We start from the raw sequence: 14287 nt of genomic DNA on the forward strand, positions 1-14287 counted from the left end.
GAGCCGACCGGTTCTGCCCCTAGGTTCGAAGCGCAGGACGCAGCCGAACCGGGGAGAGACGTGGACAGCTATCCGGCGATCGAGGATCACGGACTCATCGGCGACCTGCAGACCGCCGCGCTGGTGACGTGTGACGGCACTGTCGACTGGTTCTGCGCGCCGCGCTTCGACTCGCCGAGCATCTTCGCCGCCCTGCTGGACAAGGACAAGGGCGGCTACTTCCGCATCGCGCCGCACGACGTCCGGTACGTCACCAAACAGCTCTACCTCCCCGGCACGCCTATCCTGATCACCCGGTTCATCAGCGCGGACGGCGTGGCCGAGGTGATGGACTTCATGCCGGTGACCGGCGAGCGGGCCACCGACGCGCACCGCCTGGTCCGCATCGTCACCATGGTCCGCGGCAGCATGCGCTTCCGGGTGGAGTGCCGGCCGCGGTTCGACTACGCCCGGGAAGCGCATCAGCTGGAGCGTCACCGCAACGGCTACGTCTTTCGCAGCCGGTCGGCGTCGCTGACGTTCAACCCGGTGGACCCCACGGGCCGGTTGATCTCGGAACGCGGCGAGATCCACCTCGAGGGCGACGACTTCGTCGGGTTCGGCACCCTGAACGAGGGCGACACCGGCGGGGTGGTCCTGGAGACCGCCGGCACCGAGCCGCGCGTCATCCCGGCGGAAGAGATCCAGGGCATGTTCGAGTGGACCCGGGACTACTGGCGGCGCTGGGTCGAACGTTCCCGTTACACCGGCCGATGGCGGGAGATGGTCGAGCGCTCCGCGATCACGCTGAAACTCATGACGTACGCCCCGACCGGCGCGATGATCGCCGCGCCCACTGCGGCGCTGCCCGAACTGGTCGGCGGAACCCGCAACTGGGACTACCGCTACACCTGGGTACGCGACACGTCGTTCTCGGTGCACGCGCTGCTCGGGCTCGGCTTCACCGAGGAGGTCAGCCGGTACATGAACTGGCTGGACGAACGGATCCGGGAAGCCGGCGACCACCAGGATCCCCTGAAGATCATGTACCGGGTGGACGGCTCCTCCGACCTGCACGAGGAGGTTCTCGATCACCTGGAGGGCTACTGCGGCTCGCGGCCGGTGCGGATCGGCAACGGCGCCGCCGACCAGCTGCAGCTCGACATCCACGGCGAAGCGCTCTACGCCATGCACCTCGCCGACGAACAGGGCATCCGCGTCTCGCACCAGGTGTGGAAGAGCACCGTCCGGCTCGTCGACTGGCTCTGCCACAACTGGGACAAGCGCGACGCCGGCATCTGGGAGAGCCGCCACCACCCCCGCAACTACACCTTCGGGCGGGTGATGTCGTGGGTGGCGCTGGACCGGGCCATCCGGCTGGCCACGCGGACCGGCCGGCCCGGGGACATGACCTGCTGGACCGAGCAGCGCAACCGGATCTACGACCAGGTCATGGCCCGCGGATACAACCGCGAACGCGGCACCTTCGTGCAGGCGTACGACGAGAGCGTGCTGGACGCGGCGCTGCTCGCCATGCCCTCGGTCGGTTTCGTCACGCCGAGCGACCCGCTGTGGCAGTCCACCCTGCACGCGATCGAACGCGAACTGGTCTCCGACAGCCTGGTCCACAGGTACGACCCGGTCCACTCCCCCGACGGTCTCCCCGGCCATGAGGGCACGTTCAACATGTGCACCTTCTGGTACGTCGAGGCGCTGGCCCGCTCCGGCCGCCTCGACGACGCCCGACTCACGTTCGAGAAGATGTTCACCTTCAGCAACCACCTGGGTCTCTACGCCGAGGAGATCGCCGCGACCGGGGAGCAGATCGGCAACTATCCCCAGGCGTTCAGCCACCTGTCGCTGATCAACTCCGCGCTGACACTGAACGACCTGCTCGACGCCGAGGCCGAGTCCCGCAACCGCCGGTAGCACCGGCACCGTCTGGTCGACCACGTCGCGCGGGGCCTGTCACGCGACGGCGAGGGCCATGCGGCGTACCGCCTCGGTGATCAGCTCCGGCGCGGTGGCCAGATTCAGCCGGACGTGACCGCCGCCCCCGGTGCCGAAGGTCGTACCGGAGTTGAGCGCGACCCGGCCTTGGTCGAGGAACACGGCCGAGGGGTCGTCACCCAGGCCCAGGGCGCGGCAGTCGAGCCAGGCGAGATAGGTGGCCTGACCGGGCTCGTACCGGATGGCCGGCAGATGCTCGGCGAGCAGCGCGGCGAGGAGCCGACGGTTGTCGTCCAGGCCCCTCAGCAGGGCGTCGAGCCACTCGCCGCCGTCACGCAAGGCGGCGGTGTGGGCGATCACGCCGAGGTGGCTGGTGCTGACGCTGACCTCGAACGGAACGCGGGCGAGGTCGCCCGCCGCGGCCGGGCCGGCGATCAGCAGCCCGCCGCGCAGGCCGGCCAGGTTCCACCCCTTGGAGGCGGACATCAGCGACAGGCCGTTCTCGGCGCCCGGCACCGAGAGGTACGGCACGAAGCGCGCTCCCCCGAGCACCACCGGAGCGTGGATCTCGTCGGCGATCACCCGCACCCCGTGCCGCTCGGCCAGGTGGGCGACGGCGGCCAACTCGTCAGCGGTGTGCAGGACACCCGTCGGGTTGTGCGGACTGCACAGCAGGTACGCCGCCGGCCGCCCACCGGACCGCGCCTGCCGGAACGCGTCCTGCAGCGTGTCGAGATCGATCCGCAGGTCCCCGCCGAGCGGCGCCTCCACGATCCGGCGGCCGGCGTGCGCCACGAACTCGTAGAACGGCGGATAGACCGGGCAGTTGACGACCACCGCGTCTCCCGGCCCGGTGACCAGCCGCAGGGCCTCGACGACGCCGTGCATCACGTCGGGCACCAGCGCGGTGCGCTCCACGGCCAGCCCGTCCCAACCCCACCGCCGCCGGGCGAACTCCGCAAGCGCCTGCGGGTACGCCGTGCCGGCGGTGTAACCGGTGTCGCCGCGCGCGACGGCGTGGGTGATCGCGTTGGCGACCGGCTCGGCCAGCGGCACGTCCATCTCGGCCACCCAGAGCGGCAGTACGTCGTCGGGGTACTCCCGCCACTTCAGGCTCGTCCGTTGGCGCAGTTGGCCGATCGTGAGCTGGCGAAGGGGATTCACGGCGTCGCGCGGACCGTTCAGCAGGCCACCCATCGCCGAAGCCTATGCGGCGAGCCCGCAGCGCGCCCTTGACGGTACGACGAACTACGCGCTGTCACGGGTCGACCTCGTTCGCGCCTCCAGAGCGGTGATCACGCCGATCATGTCGATCGCGCCCTGGCCGTTGTCGACCGCCTCCTGGTACAGCTCCCGGCTCGCCCGGATGAGGGGATGCGCCGTCCCCGTGGCGACCGCGGCGTCCTCGATGAGGCGGGCGTTCTTGAGGACGTCGGCGATCGCCGCCTGCGGGGCGAGGTCGCCCTCGGTGAGCTTGCGCGCCTTACCCGGGAGACGACCGATGCCATCGGCCCGGATTCGAGTACGGCCCGCAGCACCTCCGTGTCCGCGCCGGTCTGCGCCGCGAAGTGGAACGTCTCGGCCAGCCCCGTCACCATGGTGATCAGGAACGTGTTGACGGCGAGCTTCATCGACAGTGCCGCCGGCACCGCGCCACACCGGAACCGCTGCGCGCACATCGCGTCGATGAGCGGCTCGACATGCCCGATCGCCTCGTCGTCGCCGGCGAGCATGGCCACGAGCGTGCCCTCCGTGGCGGGTCCGCGAGACCCCGACACCGGGGCCTCGACGTACCGTCCGCCGGATTCGCTGACCTGGACGGCGAGCGTCCGCGAGTACGCGGTCGTGAAGGTGCCCATCTGGACGACCGTGTGTCCGCGTACACGGCGGACGAACTCGTCGGTCCCCCGCCCGAGAACGGCGTCGACGGCCGCCTCGTCGCGCAGCATCAGGATGATCGTCTCGGCGGCGTCGAACACCCCCGGGAGGTCGTCGGCCGCGCGCGCTCCGGCGGCGACGAGTTCCGCGACGGGCCCGGGCGTACGTGCCCAGACGACCACGTCGACGCCCGCGTTGACGAGGTTCGTCGCCATGGGCACGCCCATGATGCCGAGCCCGATGAATCCCACCGTGCGAGCACTCATCCTGCCTCCCGCCTCCCGCTTTCCGTCGTCCGATCTGGTGTGTCGAGCATGACGGCGAGGTCTTCGCCGGCCGCCAGCACCGGCCCGTCGAACTCCCGCTGCGCGGCCGCCACGGCGGCGGCCCGGTCGTTGCCGGGCCAGAAGTGGGTGAGCATCAGCCGGCGGGCACCCGCCCGTCGAGCCCACTGGCCGGCCTCGGTCGAGGTCATCAGATTGCGGGTGGGTCCGTCGGTCTCCCCGCCGCGGTCGGTGGCCTCGACGATGAACAGATCGGCGTCGCGGCCGAGTTCGGCCAGCAGAGGCGTCGGGCCGGTGTCCCCGGAGTAGGCCACGACCATCCCGTCGGCCTCGATGCGGATGCCCGCGTTGGGCACGTGATGCACAAGGGCCAACCCGGTCAGGTCGAAGGGCCCCACCCGGTAGGCGCCGGGCAGCGGATGCAGGTCGAAGACCGCCCGCAGGTCGACGTCCGGCTCCAGGCCGCCGAGCCGGTCGAGCACACCCGGCGGGCAGTACAACGCCAGCCGTGGCGCACCGGGGGCGCCGTAGAGCCGCCTCCGGAACAGCCCGTGCAGGTCGACGCAGTGATCGGGGTGCTCATGGGTGACGACGACAGCGTCAACCGCGCCATCCGGCCAGTGCTTGAGCAGCCGCGGCAGCGTGGCGTAGCCCAGGTCGAGCACCAGGCGGTAGCCGTCCCAGTCCACGGCGAACCCGCTACAGGCACGGCCCGGCTCGGGGAAGCCGCCAGAACTGCCCAGCACGGTGACCCGTCGCATCCGCACAGAATGCCAGGCCGCCAGCCGCCTGTCCGGCCCGCGCGTTCGCGCGTCGAGGGCGTAGCTCACGTCCCTGAGCAGTCATTGGCCCGGTGTTAAGGTTCGAAACCGTGTCGATTGACTGGGCCGCTTTCGGGGTTGACCTGCACCTGGAGTTCGATCCGGCGTCCGGTCGACGAGCGGGCCTCGAGCGGGCGTTGCGCGAAGCCATCCGGGCCGGGCGGCTGACGCCGGAGACCCGACTGCCGTCCACCCGCACGCTCGCGCTGGAACTCGGCCTGGCACGCGGGACGGTGAGCGCCGCGTACGACCAACTGGTCGCCGAGGGCTACCTCAACGCCCGGACCGGCTCGGGCACCATCGTCGCCGATCTGGCCGGCAGCCGGGCGCCGGCCGCGCAGCCGGCGGCCGACGTGCCCGCGCTGCGCTACGACCTCCGGCCCGGCAGCCCCGACGTTTCCACCTTCCCGACGGCCGCCTGGCTGCGTGCCACCCGACGGGCTCTGGCCACCGCCCCGGTGACCGCCTACGACTACGGCGACCCGCGCGGCCGGATCGAACTGCGTACCGCGCTGGCGGACTATCTGGGGCGCGCTCGGGGCGTTCTGGCCCACCCGGACCAGATCGTGATCACGTCCGGGTACGTGCAGGCCCTCGCCCTGCTCGCCGGCGTACTCGACGGTGCGGCGCTCGCGATGGAGGACCCCGGCCTCAGCTTCCACCGCGACGTGGTCAGGCACGCCCGCGCCGAGGTCGTCGCACTGCCGGTCGACGAACGCGGCGCCCGCACGGACCTGCTCGGCACGCCCGCGTTCGCGGCGGTGCGGTCGGTAGTGGTGACCCCGGCGCACCATTACCCCACCGGAGTGACACTGCACCCGCACCGCCGGCACGCCGCCACCACCTGGGCAAGGGAGCGCGCGGGCCTGATCATCGAGGACGACTACGACGGCGAGTTCCGGTACGACCGCCAGCCCGTCGGCGCGCTCCAGGGGATGGCGCCGGAGCACGTCGTCTACGTGGGTACGGCCGCGAAGACCCTCGGGCCCGCCCTGCGGCTGGCCTGGATGGTGCTGCCCGGACGCCTTGTCGAACCGGTGGTACGCGACAAGCGGCACACCGATCTGCACACCGAGGCGATCGGCCAGCTCGCCCTCGCCGATCTGATCACCAGCCACGCGTACGACCGGCACATCCGCGCGTGCCGGCTTCGCTACCGGCGTCGACGCGACCTCCTCGTCAGCCGGCTCGGACGCCACGTCGCCCTGCACGGGATAGCCGCCGGTCTGCACGCGATGGTCAGCCTGCCCACCACCGGCCCCAGTGAGCAGGAGGTCCTCGACCGAGCGGCGGCGCACGGTCTGGCGCTGGGCGGTCTGGGCGACCACTGGCACACTCCCGGCGATCACCCACCCGGTCTCATCATCGGCTACGGCACGCCCAACGAGGGCGGCTATCCAGCCGCGCTCGACACCCTGGCCCGAGTGCTCGGCAGCGGTCCACGAGGCTGAATTGGCCCAATTTTCCCGTACCCGATCGGCTCTCCTTCCTGGCCCGACCGCTTCGTAGCGTCGCGGTATGACAATCGTTGACCTGTGGTTCGACCCGCGATGCCCATGGGCGTGGATCGCCTCGCGCTGGCTGCTGGAGACCGAGCGCGTCCGTGATGTTCGGGTCCGGTTCCGCGTGATGAGCCTGACGGTGCTCAACGAGGGCCGGGACGACCTGGACGACTGGTACGCGGAGTGGCTCCGACCGGGCATGGGCCCCGTGCGGGTGCTGACCGCCGCCGAGCAGACGTACGGCCGCGAGGTCCTGCGGGACCTGTACACCGCGCTGGGGAACCGTATCCACCTGGACTCCGCACCCGTCGGACGTCAGCTGTACGTCGACGCGCTCACCGAACTCGGTCTCGACGGGCGACTCGCCGAGGCCGCCGAGAGCACCGAGTACGACAAGGCGCTGCGCGCGAGCCACGACGAGGGCATGGCTCCGATGGGCGACGCCCCCGGCACACCGTCGATCCACGTCGACGGGCACGTCTTCTTCGGGCCTGTCGTCAGCCCCGTGCCGCGTGGCGAGGCGGCTGGGCGGCTGTGGGACGGGGTGCTGCTCGTCGCCGGTACCGCCGGCTTCTACGAGCTGAAGCGGTCCCGGGACGGCCGACCGGACGTGCGTTCGTGACCAGAAGCCCGGCCCGGGTTCTCGCCCTCGCCCAGTTCATCAACTCCGTCGGGGACGGCGCCTTCTACGTCTGCTCGGCCCTCTTCTTCGCCCGGATCATCGGCCTGTCTCCCACCCAGATCGGCCTGGGCCTGACCACCGGTTGGGCGGTCGGCGCCGCCGCCGGAGTCCTCCTCGGGCACCTCGCCGACCGGCGCGGCCCCCGGGGCGCCGCGATCCTGCTGGCCGCCCTGACCGGTGCGACCATCGGCTCGTTCCTGTTCGTCCGGTCGTTCCCGCTGTTCGTGCTGGCCACCTGCGCGTACGCCTGCTGTCAGGGCGGTTTGAGCGCTGCCCGGCAGGCTCTCCTCGCGGGGCTCGTCGAGTCGGCCGACCGCACCCGGGTGCGGGCCACCCTCCAGTCCAGGGCCAACGCCGGTCTGGCCATCGGCGCCGCGCTGGGCGGCCTGGCCCTCTTTCTCGACACTCCGCAGGCCTACCTGACGGTGTTCGGCGTCGACGCGGCGAGCTTCCTCGTCGCCGCCCTGGTGCTGCGCGGGCTACCGGCCGTGCCGGCCACGTCGGGCACCGGCGGCGACGCACGGGCGCTCGCCGTGCTCAGCGACCGCCCGTACGCCGTGATCACGCTGCTCAACGCCGTCCTGCTGCTCTACATGCCGCTGCTCAGCCTCGTCATTCCCCTGTGGGTCACGCAGCGCACCGAGGCGCCCCGGTGGATCGTCGCGGCGATCCTGGTCCTCAACACCCTCAGCGTCGTGCTGTTCCAGGTCCGGATCGCCCGCCGGGTCACCGACCTTCGTAGCGCCACCCGCCTCGTTCGGTACTCCGGGCTCATGATGTTCGCCTCGTGCGGCGTGTTCGCCCTCTCCGGCCTCGGCGCGGCGCCCTGGCAGGCCGCTGCCGTCCTGCTCCTGGCCGCGGGTCTGCAGGTCGCCGGCGAGATGATGCAGGCATCCGGTTCCTGGGAGATCAGCTTTGGGCTGGCGCCCGCCGGGCGTCAGGGCCAGTACCAGGGCTTCTTCGGCGCCGGCACCGCTGTCGCACGCGTGCTGGGCCCCCTTCTGCTCACCACGTTGATCGTCACCTGGGGCGCACCGGGCTGGCTCCTGCTGGGCGGGATGTTCGTCGCGGCGGCGCTCGCCATGCGCCCGGCGGTCCGCTGGGCCGAGGGAACGTCCCGTCGTTCCCCAGCCGGTCGGGCGGATCTCGCGCCGTCTATCGGTCCGCAGCTCCGGTAGCTGACACGGGAGGTGTCCGGGTCCGCGCGACGGTGAACCTGGTACGACGGTGGCGGGGCCGTTCGACCTCGTCCAGCAGCGCCACGGCGAAATCCTCGGTGGAGATGGCGGAGGCGCCGGCCGGGTCGAGCAGCAGCTCGTCGGCACCGAGCCGGTAGGAGCCGGTGCGCTCACCCGGTTCGAGGATCGCGGCAGGGCTGACGTAGGTCCAGTCCACGTCGGTGCTCGCGCGGAAGACGGCGAGCTGGTCGTTACAGGCCAGGGCGATCGCTCGCCAGGCTGGTGGCACGTACGCCGGGTCGTCGACCACGAGCGTGCCACCCGAGCCCGGCACGGTCAGACTGCCCGCGCCGCCGACGGCCAGCAGCCGCGCGCCGGTGCGGGACAGCCCGGCGAGCAGCGTCGTCGCGACGGCCACGAGTTCGTGTTCGTGGCCGATCGGCGGGCGGGTCGCCGTGACCACGACGTCCTGGCCGGCACTCAGCTCGACGACGGCGTCGACGTCGGCGGCATCGCCGACCCGGTGGATCGCGGCCGGGGGCAGTTGGGCGAGCCGGGCCGGGTCCCGTACGACGGCCGTGACGTCGTGGCCGCGACTCAGGGCCTCCGCGACGATCCGACTCCCGGTGGTGCCGGCGGCTCCGAAAACGGTGATACGCATGATCGTCAGCTCTTTCCTGTGAATCGGGCGCGTAGGTGCTGGTTCGAGTCCAGTTGTGCGGCGGAGATGGAGACCATGGCGAGGCCGAAGCCGAGGAGCTGGGTGGCGGTGAGGGACTGCCCGAGGACCAACCAGCCCAGGGCCGCGGCGACGACTGGCGACAGCAGCGGCAGGAACGACATCGCCGTGACGGGCAGGCGTGCCACGCCGGTGAACCAGAGCGTGTAGGCCAGACCGGTCCCGACCAGGGACAGCCAGGCGTACCCGCCCAGGGCGGGCGCGTCCAGCCTGGGCGGCAGGCCCTCGACGGCCAGGGCGAGCGGGGCGATCAGCAGCCCACCGGCAGTGAGTTGCCAGCCGGTGAAGGACAGCACGCCGACGCCGGGCGGTCGCCCCCACCGCTTGGTCAACACGGTCCCGGCGGCCATCACCGCGGTGCCGGCGAAGCCGGCCGCGAGTCCCAGCGGATCGAAGCCCAGCCGCCCGCGCAGGACCATCAGCCCGATGCCGGCCACACCGACGACAGCCCAGCCGAGTCGCCACCGGCTCGGGCGCTCGCCGAGCAGGACCACGGCCAGTCCGGCGACGATGAGCGGTTGCGCCGCCGAGAGCGTGGCCGCGACGCCGCCCGGCAGTCGGTACGCCGCCACGAACAGGAGCACGAAGAACGCCCCGATGTTGAGCGTGCCCAGCGCGGCCGTGCGCCACCACCAGACGCCGCTCGGCAGCCGCCTGGCGATCAGGAGAGCGATGAGGCCGGCCGGCAGCGCGCGCAGGACTCCGGACAGGAGCGGGCGGTCAGGTGGCAACCACTGGGTGGTGACGAGATAGGTGGTGCCCCAGGTCACGGGTGCGATCGAGGCGAGTCCGGTGATCGCCCAGCCGCCCGTCGTCGGGCGACCGGGTGGGAGGGCGGCCTCCCGGCGGGGATGGGTTTCGAGCACAGAAACCTCTCAACGTTGAACTGTTCGACGTTGAGATAAAATCACGACTGGTATCTTGACGTCAAACAGTTCAACGTTGAGGAGAGTGATGGCCGACAGCCTGGACCGGATCCTGGACCAGTGGCGGGCCGAACGGCCGGACCTGGACGCCAGTCCCATGGGCGTGGTCGGACGCATCCAGCGCGCGTCGCGGCTGCTGGAGCGCGGGCTCAGCGAGCACTTCGCCACCCGGGGGCTGCAGACCTGGGAGTTCGACCTTCTCGCCACCCTGCTGCGCTCGGGTCCTCCGTACCGGCTGACGGCGGGTGACCTCGCGGCCACCTCGATGATCACCTCGGGGGCCATCACCAACCGGATCGACCGCCTGGAGGCGCGCTCCCTGGTCAGCCGCGAAACCGATCCCACGAACCGCCGCAGCGTCCTGGTCACCCTGACCGATCGCGGCCGCGAGGTCGTCGACCAGGCCATGGCCGATCACGTCGCCAACGAGGCCCGACTGATCGGCGCACTGCGCCCCGACGAGCAGGAACAACTGGCGGGACTGCTGCGCACGATGCTGACCGCACTCGGGGACACCCCGACGGACGCCCGTCCCGGACGATCAGCCCAGAGCGCGCCCGAGGGGGCCTGACCCACCTCGACTCCACCGCCCCTCGCGAGAGGCCCTAGCGGCGCAGGCAGAAGGGGTGGCCGGCCGGGTCGCGCAGGACCCGAAAGCGGTCCGGCACGGGTTGCTGCTCTTCGCTGACGGCACCGAGCCCGATCGCGCGCGCCTCGGCGTCGTCGAGGCCGCCGGGGTCGTCGACGGCCAGGTCGAGGTGCATTTGCTGGGACCGTTCGCCCGAGGGCCAGGTCGGCGGCCGGTAGTCGTCGACCCGAACGGCGCCGAGAAGCAGCTCGCCCGCCTTGACCGCACAGAAATCCGGGGTCTCGACCGCCACCTCACCATCGAGCATGGCGGCCCAGAAGTGGGCCAGCCTGGCCGGATCCGGGCAGTCCAGGTTGATCGCAACGAGGTGAGCTACCGGCATGATTTCGTCCTCCTGCAGGCGGGACCACCGGCGGCATGACCGGCGTCCAAAATGAAAGATTGCTCTTTTTGCGTGTGACGCGACAGACGGGCGCAGGCCGACACCCGGACGCCGGCCGACTGGCTGAGGCCGGTCACGTCCCGCTGGCCTAACCCTCGATGATCGCCATCAGAGCGGTGGTGAAGGGTGCGGAATCCAGGTCACCCCGGATCGCCAGTTGCAGGCTGTAACTGGTGCTGAGGGCCACGAACGCTTCGGCGATCTGCTCGGCCTGCGGGCGACGCGAGTCGGGCACCAACTCGGCGATCGCGGCCCGCAGGGCGGACAACTGTCGTTGCACAACGGCCGCCAGCGGCGGCGACACCGCCGCCTCGGCGTAGATCTGCGCGACCAGCCGGGCATGGTGGGTGTCCCGGGCCCGGGCCCGGACATGTTCGAGGAAACCCCCCACCGCCTCGGCGGTGAGCGCCCTGGGCAACGCTTCGGTTCCCTGTTCGCAGACCGCGATGACGATCTCGTCCTTGCTCGTGAAGTACCGGTAGATGGCGCCGTTGGAGAGCCCGGACTCCGCGACGATGTCGGCCATCGACGTGTGGGCGAAGCCGTGGCTGGCGAACCGGGCGCGGGCGGCATCCACGATCTGCTGGCGGCGAGCGTCGAGATGAGCTTGACTGACCCTGGGCATAAAAGAGTGACCCCTCGCTTTTTTTGCTACTGTCCAGAGCCTACCTCGCCGCACCAACGTCAGGAGCCACGCTATGCGCTACCAGACCTTCGGCCGTACGACCGGACTGCGGGTGTCGCAGTACGCGCTCGGCACGGCGAACTTCAGCACCTCGGACACCGGCGCCGGCCCCGAGGCCTCCCGACAGATCTTCGAGGCCTTCGTCGCCGCCGGTGGCACCACGTTCGACACCTCCAACCTCTACCAGGACGGACAGGCCGAAACCGTGCTCGGCGGGCTGCTCGGGCGTCAGCGGGACGACTTCGTGATCATCACCAAGTACAGCGGAACGAGGCAGGCCCAGCCGCGCCCCGGCACCACCGGCAACAGTCGAAAGACCATGGTCCGCTCCCTTGAGGCGAGTCTGCGTCGCCTCGACACCGACTACGTCGATGTCTTCATGCCGCACTTTCCCGACGGCGTCACGCCGATCGAGGAGATCCTGGCCGGGTTCGACGACCTGATCCGCGCTGGCAAGATCCTGCACGGCGCCCTGTCCAACTTCCCCGCCTGGCGGGTCGCCGGCGCCGCGGTCCGTGCCGACCTGCGCGGCCTGTCCCCCCTGGTCGGCATCCAGACGGAATACAGCCTGGCCGAACGATCCGCCGAGCGGGAGCTGTTGCCGATGGCGCAGGCTCACGGTCTGGGCGTGGTCCTCTACTCCCCGCTGGCCGGAGGCCTGCTCACCGGCAAGTACCGGCAGGGCCAACGAGGCCGGCTGACCGCCCGAGGCGACGCGATCGAGGGCACCGCGCAGCGCACCGCAATCGTCGACGCCGTACTGGCCATCGCCGAGGAACTCGACGCCAGCGCGGTCCAGGTCTCCCTGGCCTGGTTGCGTCACCGGGCCGCACTGGCCACCACCGCCCTGATCCCGATCGTCGGCCCGCGCACCCTGACCCAGCTGGAGGAATACCTGACGTCTCTCGATCTCGACCTCGGCGACCGGCACTACCGACACCTGGACGAGGTCAGCGCGATCCGGCCGGGAACCCCGCACGAGGACGTCGCCGCCGCACTGAACAGCGGCGTCGACGGGGACCGCACCCTGCTCGACTCCCCCCTCGTTCCGGCCATCTAGCACAGGGCCCGGTGTCCGTCGCGTCGATGATCATTCTGCACTGATCGCCCAGTTGGCGGCAGACGCTGGCGGGCATGGTCTCCTACAGTCCCACCTAGATCGTTGACCGGAAATTCTGGGCAGGTCATCAATGGTCGTAGGCGATCAAGGAGCGTTTGACGGGTGCGTCGATGGTCCAGTTGTGCCAGATCGCGGCGTTGAGGGCGAGCAGGCGTTGCAGGACACGGGTCCACAGGCCGGGTGGTACCCACCCGCCGTGTTGTTCCAGGCCGAGTTGGTTCTTCAACGTCCAGATGATCGCTTCGATGCGTTGGCGTAGCCAGTTCGGAAAGGGTCTGGGAGTTTTCTCGTCCTTGCGGGCCGGGCGGATCAGTAGCAGGCCCAGGTCGGTGAACAGTTGCTCGCTGCCCTGGCCGGACAAGCCCTTGTCGGTGACCACGGTGGTGCCCGGGGCGGGCTGGAGCAGCCGGGGGAACAGGTGGCCCACCCGGGCCGACGCTGCCCGCAGCCAGTGCCGTTCATCGTTGTACCGCAGCAGGACCTGCGCGACCGCCAGGCAGACCAGTTCGGTGTCGGTGACCTGAGGTGGGCGGCCCGGTCCCGACCGGCGCGGCATTGGTGGGCGGGGATGATGTGATCGACCAGTTCCACGTACAGTGCGATGAGAAGGGTGTCCAGGTCGGCGATCATGTAGGCCTCACGGTCGACGTGTGTGGAACGTCGATCCTGGACGCCCTTCATCCGTCTATCACGCGACCACCGCGACGTGTCACACCTACCACATCAACACCACCGGCGAATTCTGCGTTTGGCCTATCAAACGAGTACGCGGACGGTGTAGCAGTGGACCTCCCGGAGTATCAGGCATACTCCTGTTCCAGGATGGCCAGGTCGCGGTCGGCGAACTGCACGTGCGCCCACTGGTCGCTGAAGATGACTTGCAGGCACTTGACCGCCGTACGTTCGGCGGGCGGCGGGCAGCCGATCGCGGTGTTCGGCCCCCGCACGCGGTCCAGCTCCTCCTGCGTGACCTGCGCCAGATATGCGCGCAGATCGGCGATCCGCTCGGCGCGCACGGCGAGGATTTCGCCGAGGGTGGGCGCGGCCGACTCGTCGATGCCGAACTCGGTGCCGTTGGTGGTGAACGATGCGGGTACGCCGATCGGATGGAACGGGTTCGGGCGAAGGGCCGCCGCGTGGCCATACCAGGCGTCCACGACGAAGATCGTGTGGCGCAGGGTTTGGGCGAGCGACCATTCGTCGTTCACTGATCTGTGGACGGCTTCCTCTGGCAGCACGCTTGCGCGTCGCAGCGTCGCTTGCCACAGCTCCTCGATGACATCCACCGCATCGCGCATGGTCTCGGGTGTGGTTGGCTGCAGTCGAAGCCGTTCGGGGTGCAGGCGATCCAGCTCGGCCTCGATCAATGGCATGACCTCCACGCCGTTGACGCGCAGGCCGTCGATCGCCCCGTCGATGTCGGCGTCCAACAGCAGCACGCCACGCATCCGGGCGCCGCTGAGATCCACCTCGCGGAAGGTTGCGCTGGCCATTGACAGGTCGATGAACTCC

Annotated in this window: 14 protein-coding genes and 1 pseudogene; 6 read left to right on the forward strand and 9 right to left on the reverse strand. The window is 70.5% G+C overall.

What is annotated here, in order from left to right; all coding sequences use genetic code 11:
• Positions 1-60 precede the first annotated feature (60 nt).
• Positions 61-1908 (forward strand): glycoside hydrolase family 15 protein, encoded by a 1848-nt coding sequence (locus ACLQ27_RS25420; RefSeq protein WP_357489532.1) that lies wholly within the window; start codon positions 61-63, stop codon positions 1906-1908.
• Between the two features lie 39 nt (positions 1909-1947).
• Here ACLQ27_RS25420 and ACLQ27_RS25425 read toward each other — a convergent pair whose 3' ends face one another.
• The 3 genes from ACLQ27_RS25425 to ACLQ27_RS25435 form a co-directional block, all read right to left on the reverse strand.
• Entirely contained in the window at positions 1948-3126 is a 1179-nt protein-coding gene (locus ACLQ27_RS25425; RefSeq protein WP_425868992.1) for a MalY/PatB family protein, read from the reverse strand.
• A gap of 107 nt (positions 3127-3233) precedes the next feature.
• Entirely contained in the window at positions 3234-4073 is an 840-nt protein-coding gene (locus tag ACLQ27_RS25430) for an NAD(P)-dependent oxidoreductase (RefSeq protein ID WP_425868994.1), read from the reverse strand.
• Entirely contained in the window at positions 4070-4852 is a 783-nt protein-coding gene (locus ACLQ27_RS25435) for an MBL fold metallo-hydrolase (protein ID WP_425868995.1), read from the reverse strand. The genes ACLQ27_RS25430 and ACLQ27_RS25435 overlap by 4 nt, the downstream gene beginning before the upstream one ends.
• A 110-nt stretch (positions 4853-4962) precedes the next feature.
• Here ACLQ27_RS25435 and ACLQ27_RS25440 point away from each other — a divergent pair, with 110 nt between their 5' ends.
• From ACLQ27_RS25440 to ACLQ27_RS25450, 3 genes are all read left to right on the forward strand, one after another.
• A complete protein-coding gene (locus ACLQ27_RS25440; RefSeq protein WP_425868997.1) occupies positions 4963-6363 on the forward strand; it encodes a PLP-dependent aminotransferase family protein in 1401 nt (466 codons plus the stop codon).
• Positions 6364-6430: 67 nt separating this feature from the next.
• Positions 6431-7036 (forward strand): disulfide bond formation protein DsbA, encoded by a 606-nt coding sequence (locus tag ACLQ27_RS25445; RefSeq protein WP_357489522.1) that lies wholly within the window; start codon positions 6431-6433, stop codon positions 7034-7036.
• Positions 7033-8274: an MFS transporter gene (locus ACLQ27_RS25450; RefSeq protein ID WP_357574821.1), complete on the forward strand. Its 1242-nt coding sequence runs from the start codon at positions 7033-7035 to the stop codon at positions 8272-8274. Before ACLQ27_RS25445 ends, ACLQ27_RS25450 begins: the two co-directional genes overlap by 4 nt.
• Here the strand turns inward: ACLQ27_RS25450 and ACLQ27_RS25455 are convergent.
• Together ACLQ27_RS25455 and ACLQ27_RS25460 are read right to left on the reverse strand one after the other, a co-directional pair.
• Complete coding sequence (locus tag ACLQ27_RS25455) at positions 8252-8935, reverse strand: NAD(P)-dependent oxidoreductase (RefSeq protein WP_425869000.1); 684 nt, start codon at positions 8933-8935, stop codon at positions 8252-8254. The two genes, ACLQ27_RS25450 and ACLQ27_RS25455, sit on opposite strands and share 23 nt — an antisense overlap.
• Positions 8936-8940: 5 nt before the next feature.
• Positions 8941-9879 (reverse strand): EamA family transporter, encoded by a 939-nt coding sequence (locus ACLQ27_RS25460; protein WP_425869002.1) that lies wholly within the window; start codon positions 9877-9879, stop codon positions 8941-8943.
• An 88-nt stretch (positions 9880-9967) separates the two neighbouring features.
• Here ACLQ27_RS25460 and ACLQ27_RS25465 point away from each other — a divergent pair, with 88 nt between their 5' ends.
• Positions 9968-10510 carry a MarR family winged helix-turn-helix transcriptional regulator gene (locus tag ACLQ27_RS25465; protein WP_425869003.1) on the forward strand — a complete coding sequence of 181 codons (543 nt, stop codon included), beginning with the start codon at positions 9968-9970 and terminating at the stop codon, positions 10508-10510.
• Positions 10511-10544: 34 nt separating this feature from the next.
• Here ACLQ27_RS25465 and ACLQ27_RS25470 read toward each other — a convergent pair whose 3' ends face one another.
• Both ACLQ27_RS25470 and ACLQ27_RS25475 read right to left on the reverse strand, forming a co-directional pair.
• Positions 10545-10910 (reverse strand): VOC family protein, encoded by a 366-nt coding sequence (locus ACLQ27_RS25470; RefSeq protein WP_425869005.1) that lies wholly within the window; start codon positions 10908-10910, stop codon positions 10545-10547.
• Between the two features lie 148 nt (positions 10911-11058).
• Complete coding sequence (locus ACLQ27_RS25475; RefSeq protein ID WP_425869007.1) at positions 11059-11595, reverse strand: TetR/AcrR family transcriptional regulator; 537 nt, start codon at positions 11593-11595, stop codon at positions 11059-11061.
• 73 nt (positions 11596-11668) lie between these two features.
• Between ACLQ27_RS25475 and ACLQ27_RS25480 the strand changes: the two genes are divergently transcribed.
• Positions 11669-12715: an aldo/keto reductase gene (locus ACLQ27_RS25480; RefSeq protein ID WP_425869009.1), complete on the forward strand. Its 1047-nt coding sequence runs from the start codon at positions 11669-11671 to the stop codon at positions 12713-12715.
• Between the two features lie 127 nt (positions 12716-12842).
• Here the strand turns inward: ACLQ27_RS25480 and ACLQ27_RS25485 are convergent.
• Both ACLQ27_RS25485 and ACLQ27_RS25490 read right to left on the reverse strand, forming a co-directional pair.
• A pseudogene (locus ACLQ27_RS25485) lies at positions 12843-13405 on the reverse strand (hypothetical protein).
• Positions 13406-13575: 170 nt separating this feature from the next.
• On the reverse strand, positions 13576-14287 hold a 712-nt coding region (locus ACLQ27_RS25490; RefSeq protein ID WP_425869011.1), incomplete at its 5' end, for a DinB family protein.

This window comes from Micromonospora sp. DT63, from assembly GCF_049841615.1.
Taxonomy (GTDB): Bacteria; Actinomycetota; Actinomycetes; order Mycobacteriales; family Micromonosporaceae; genus Micromonospora.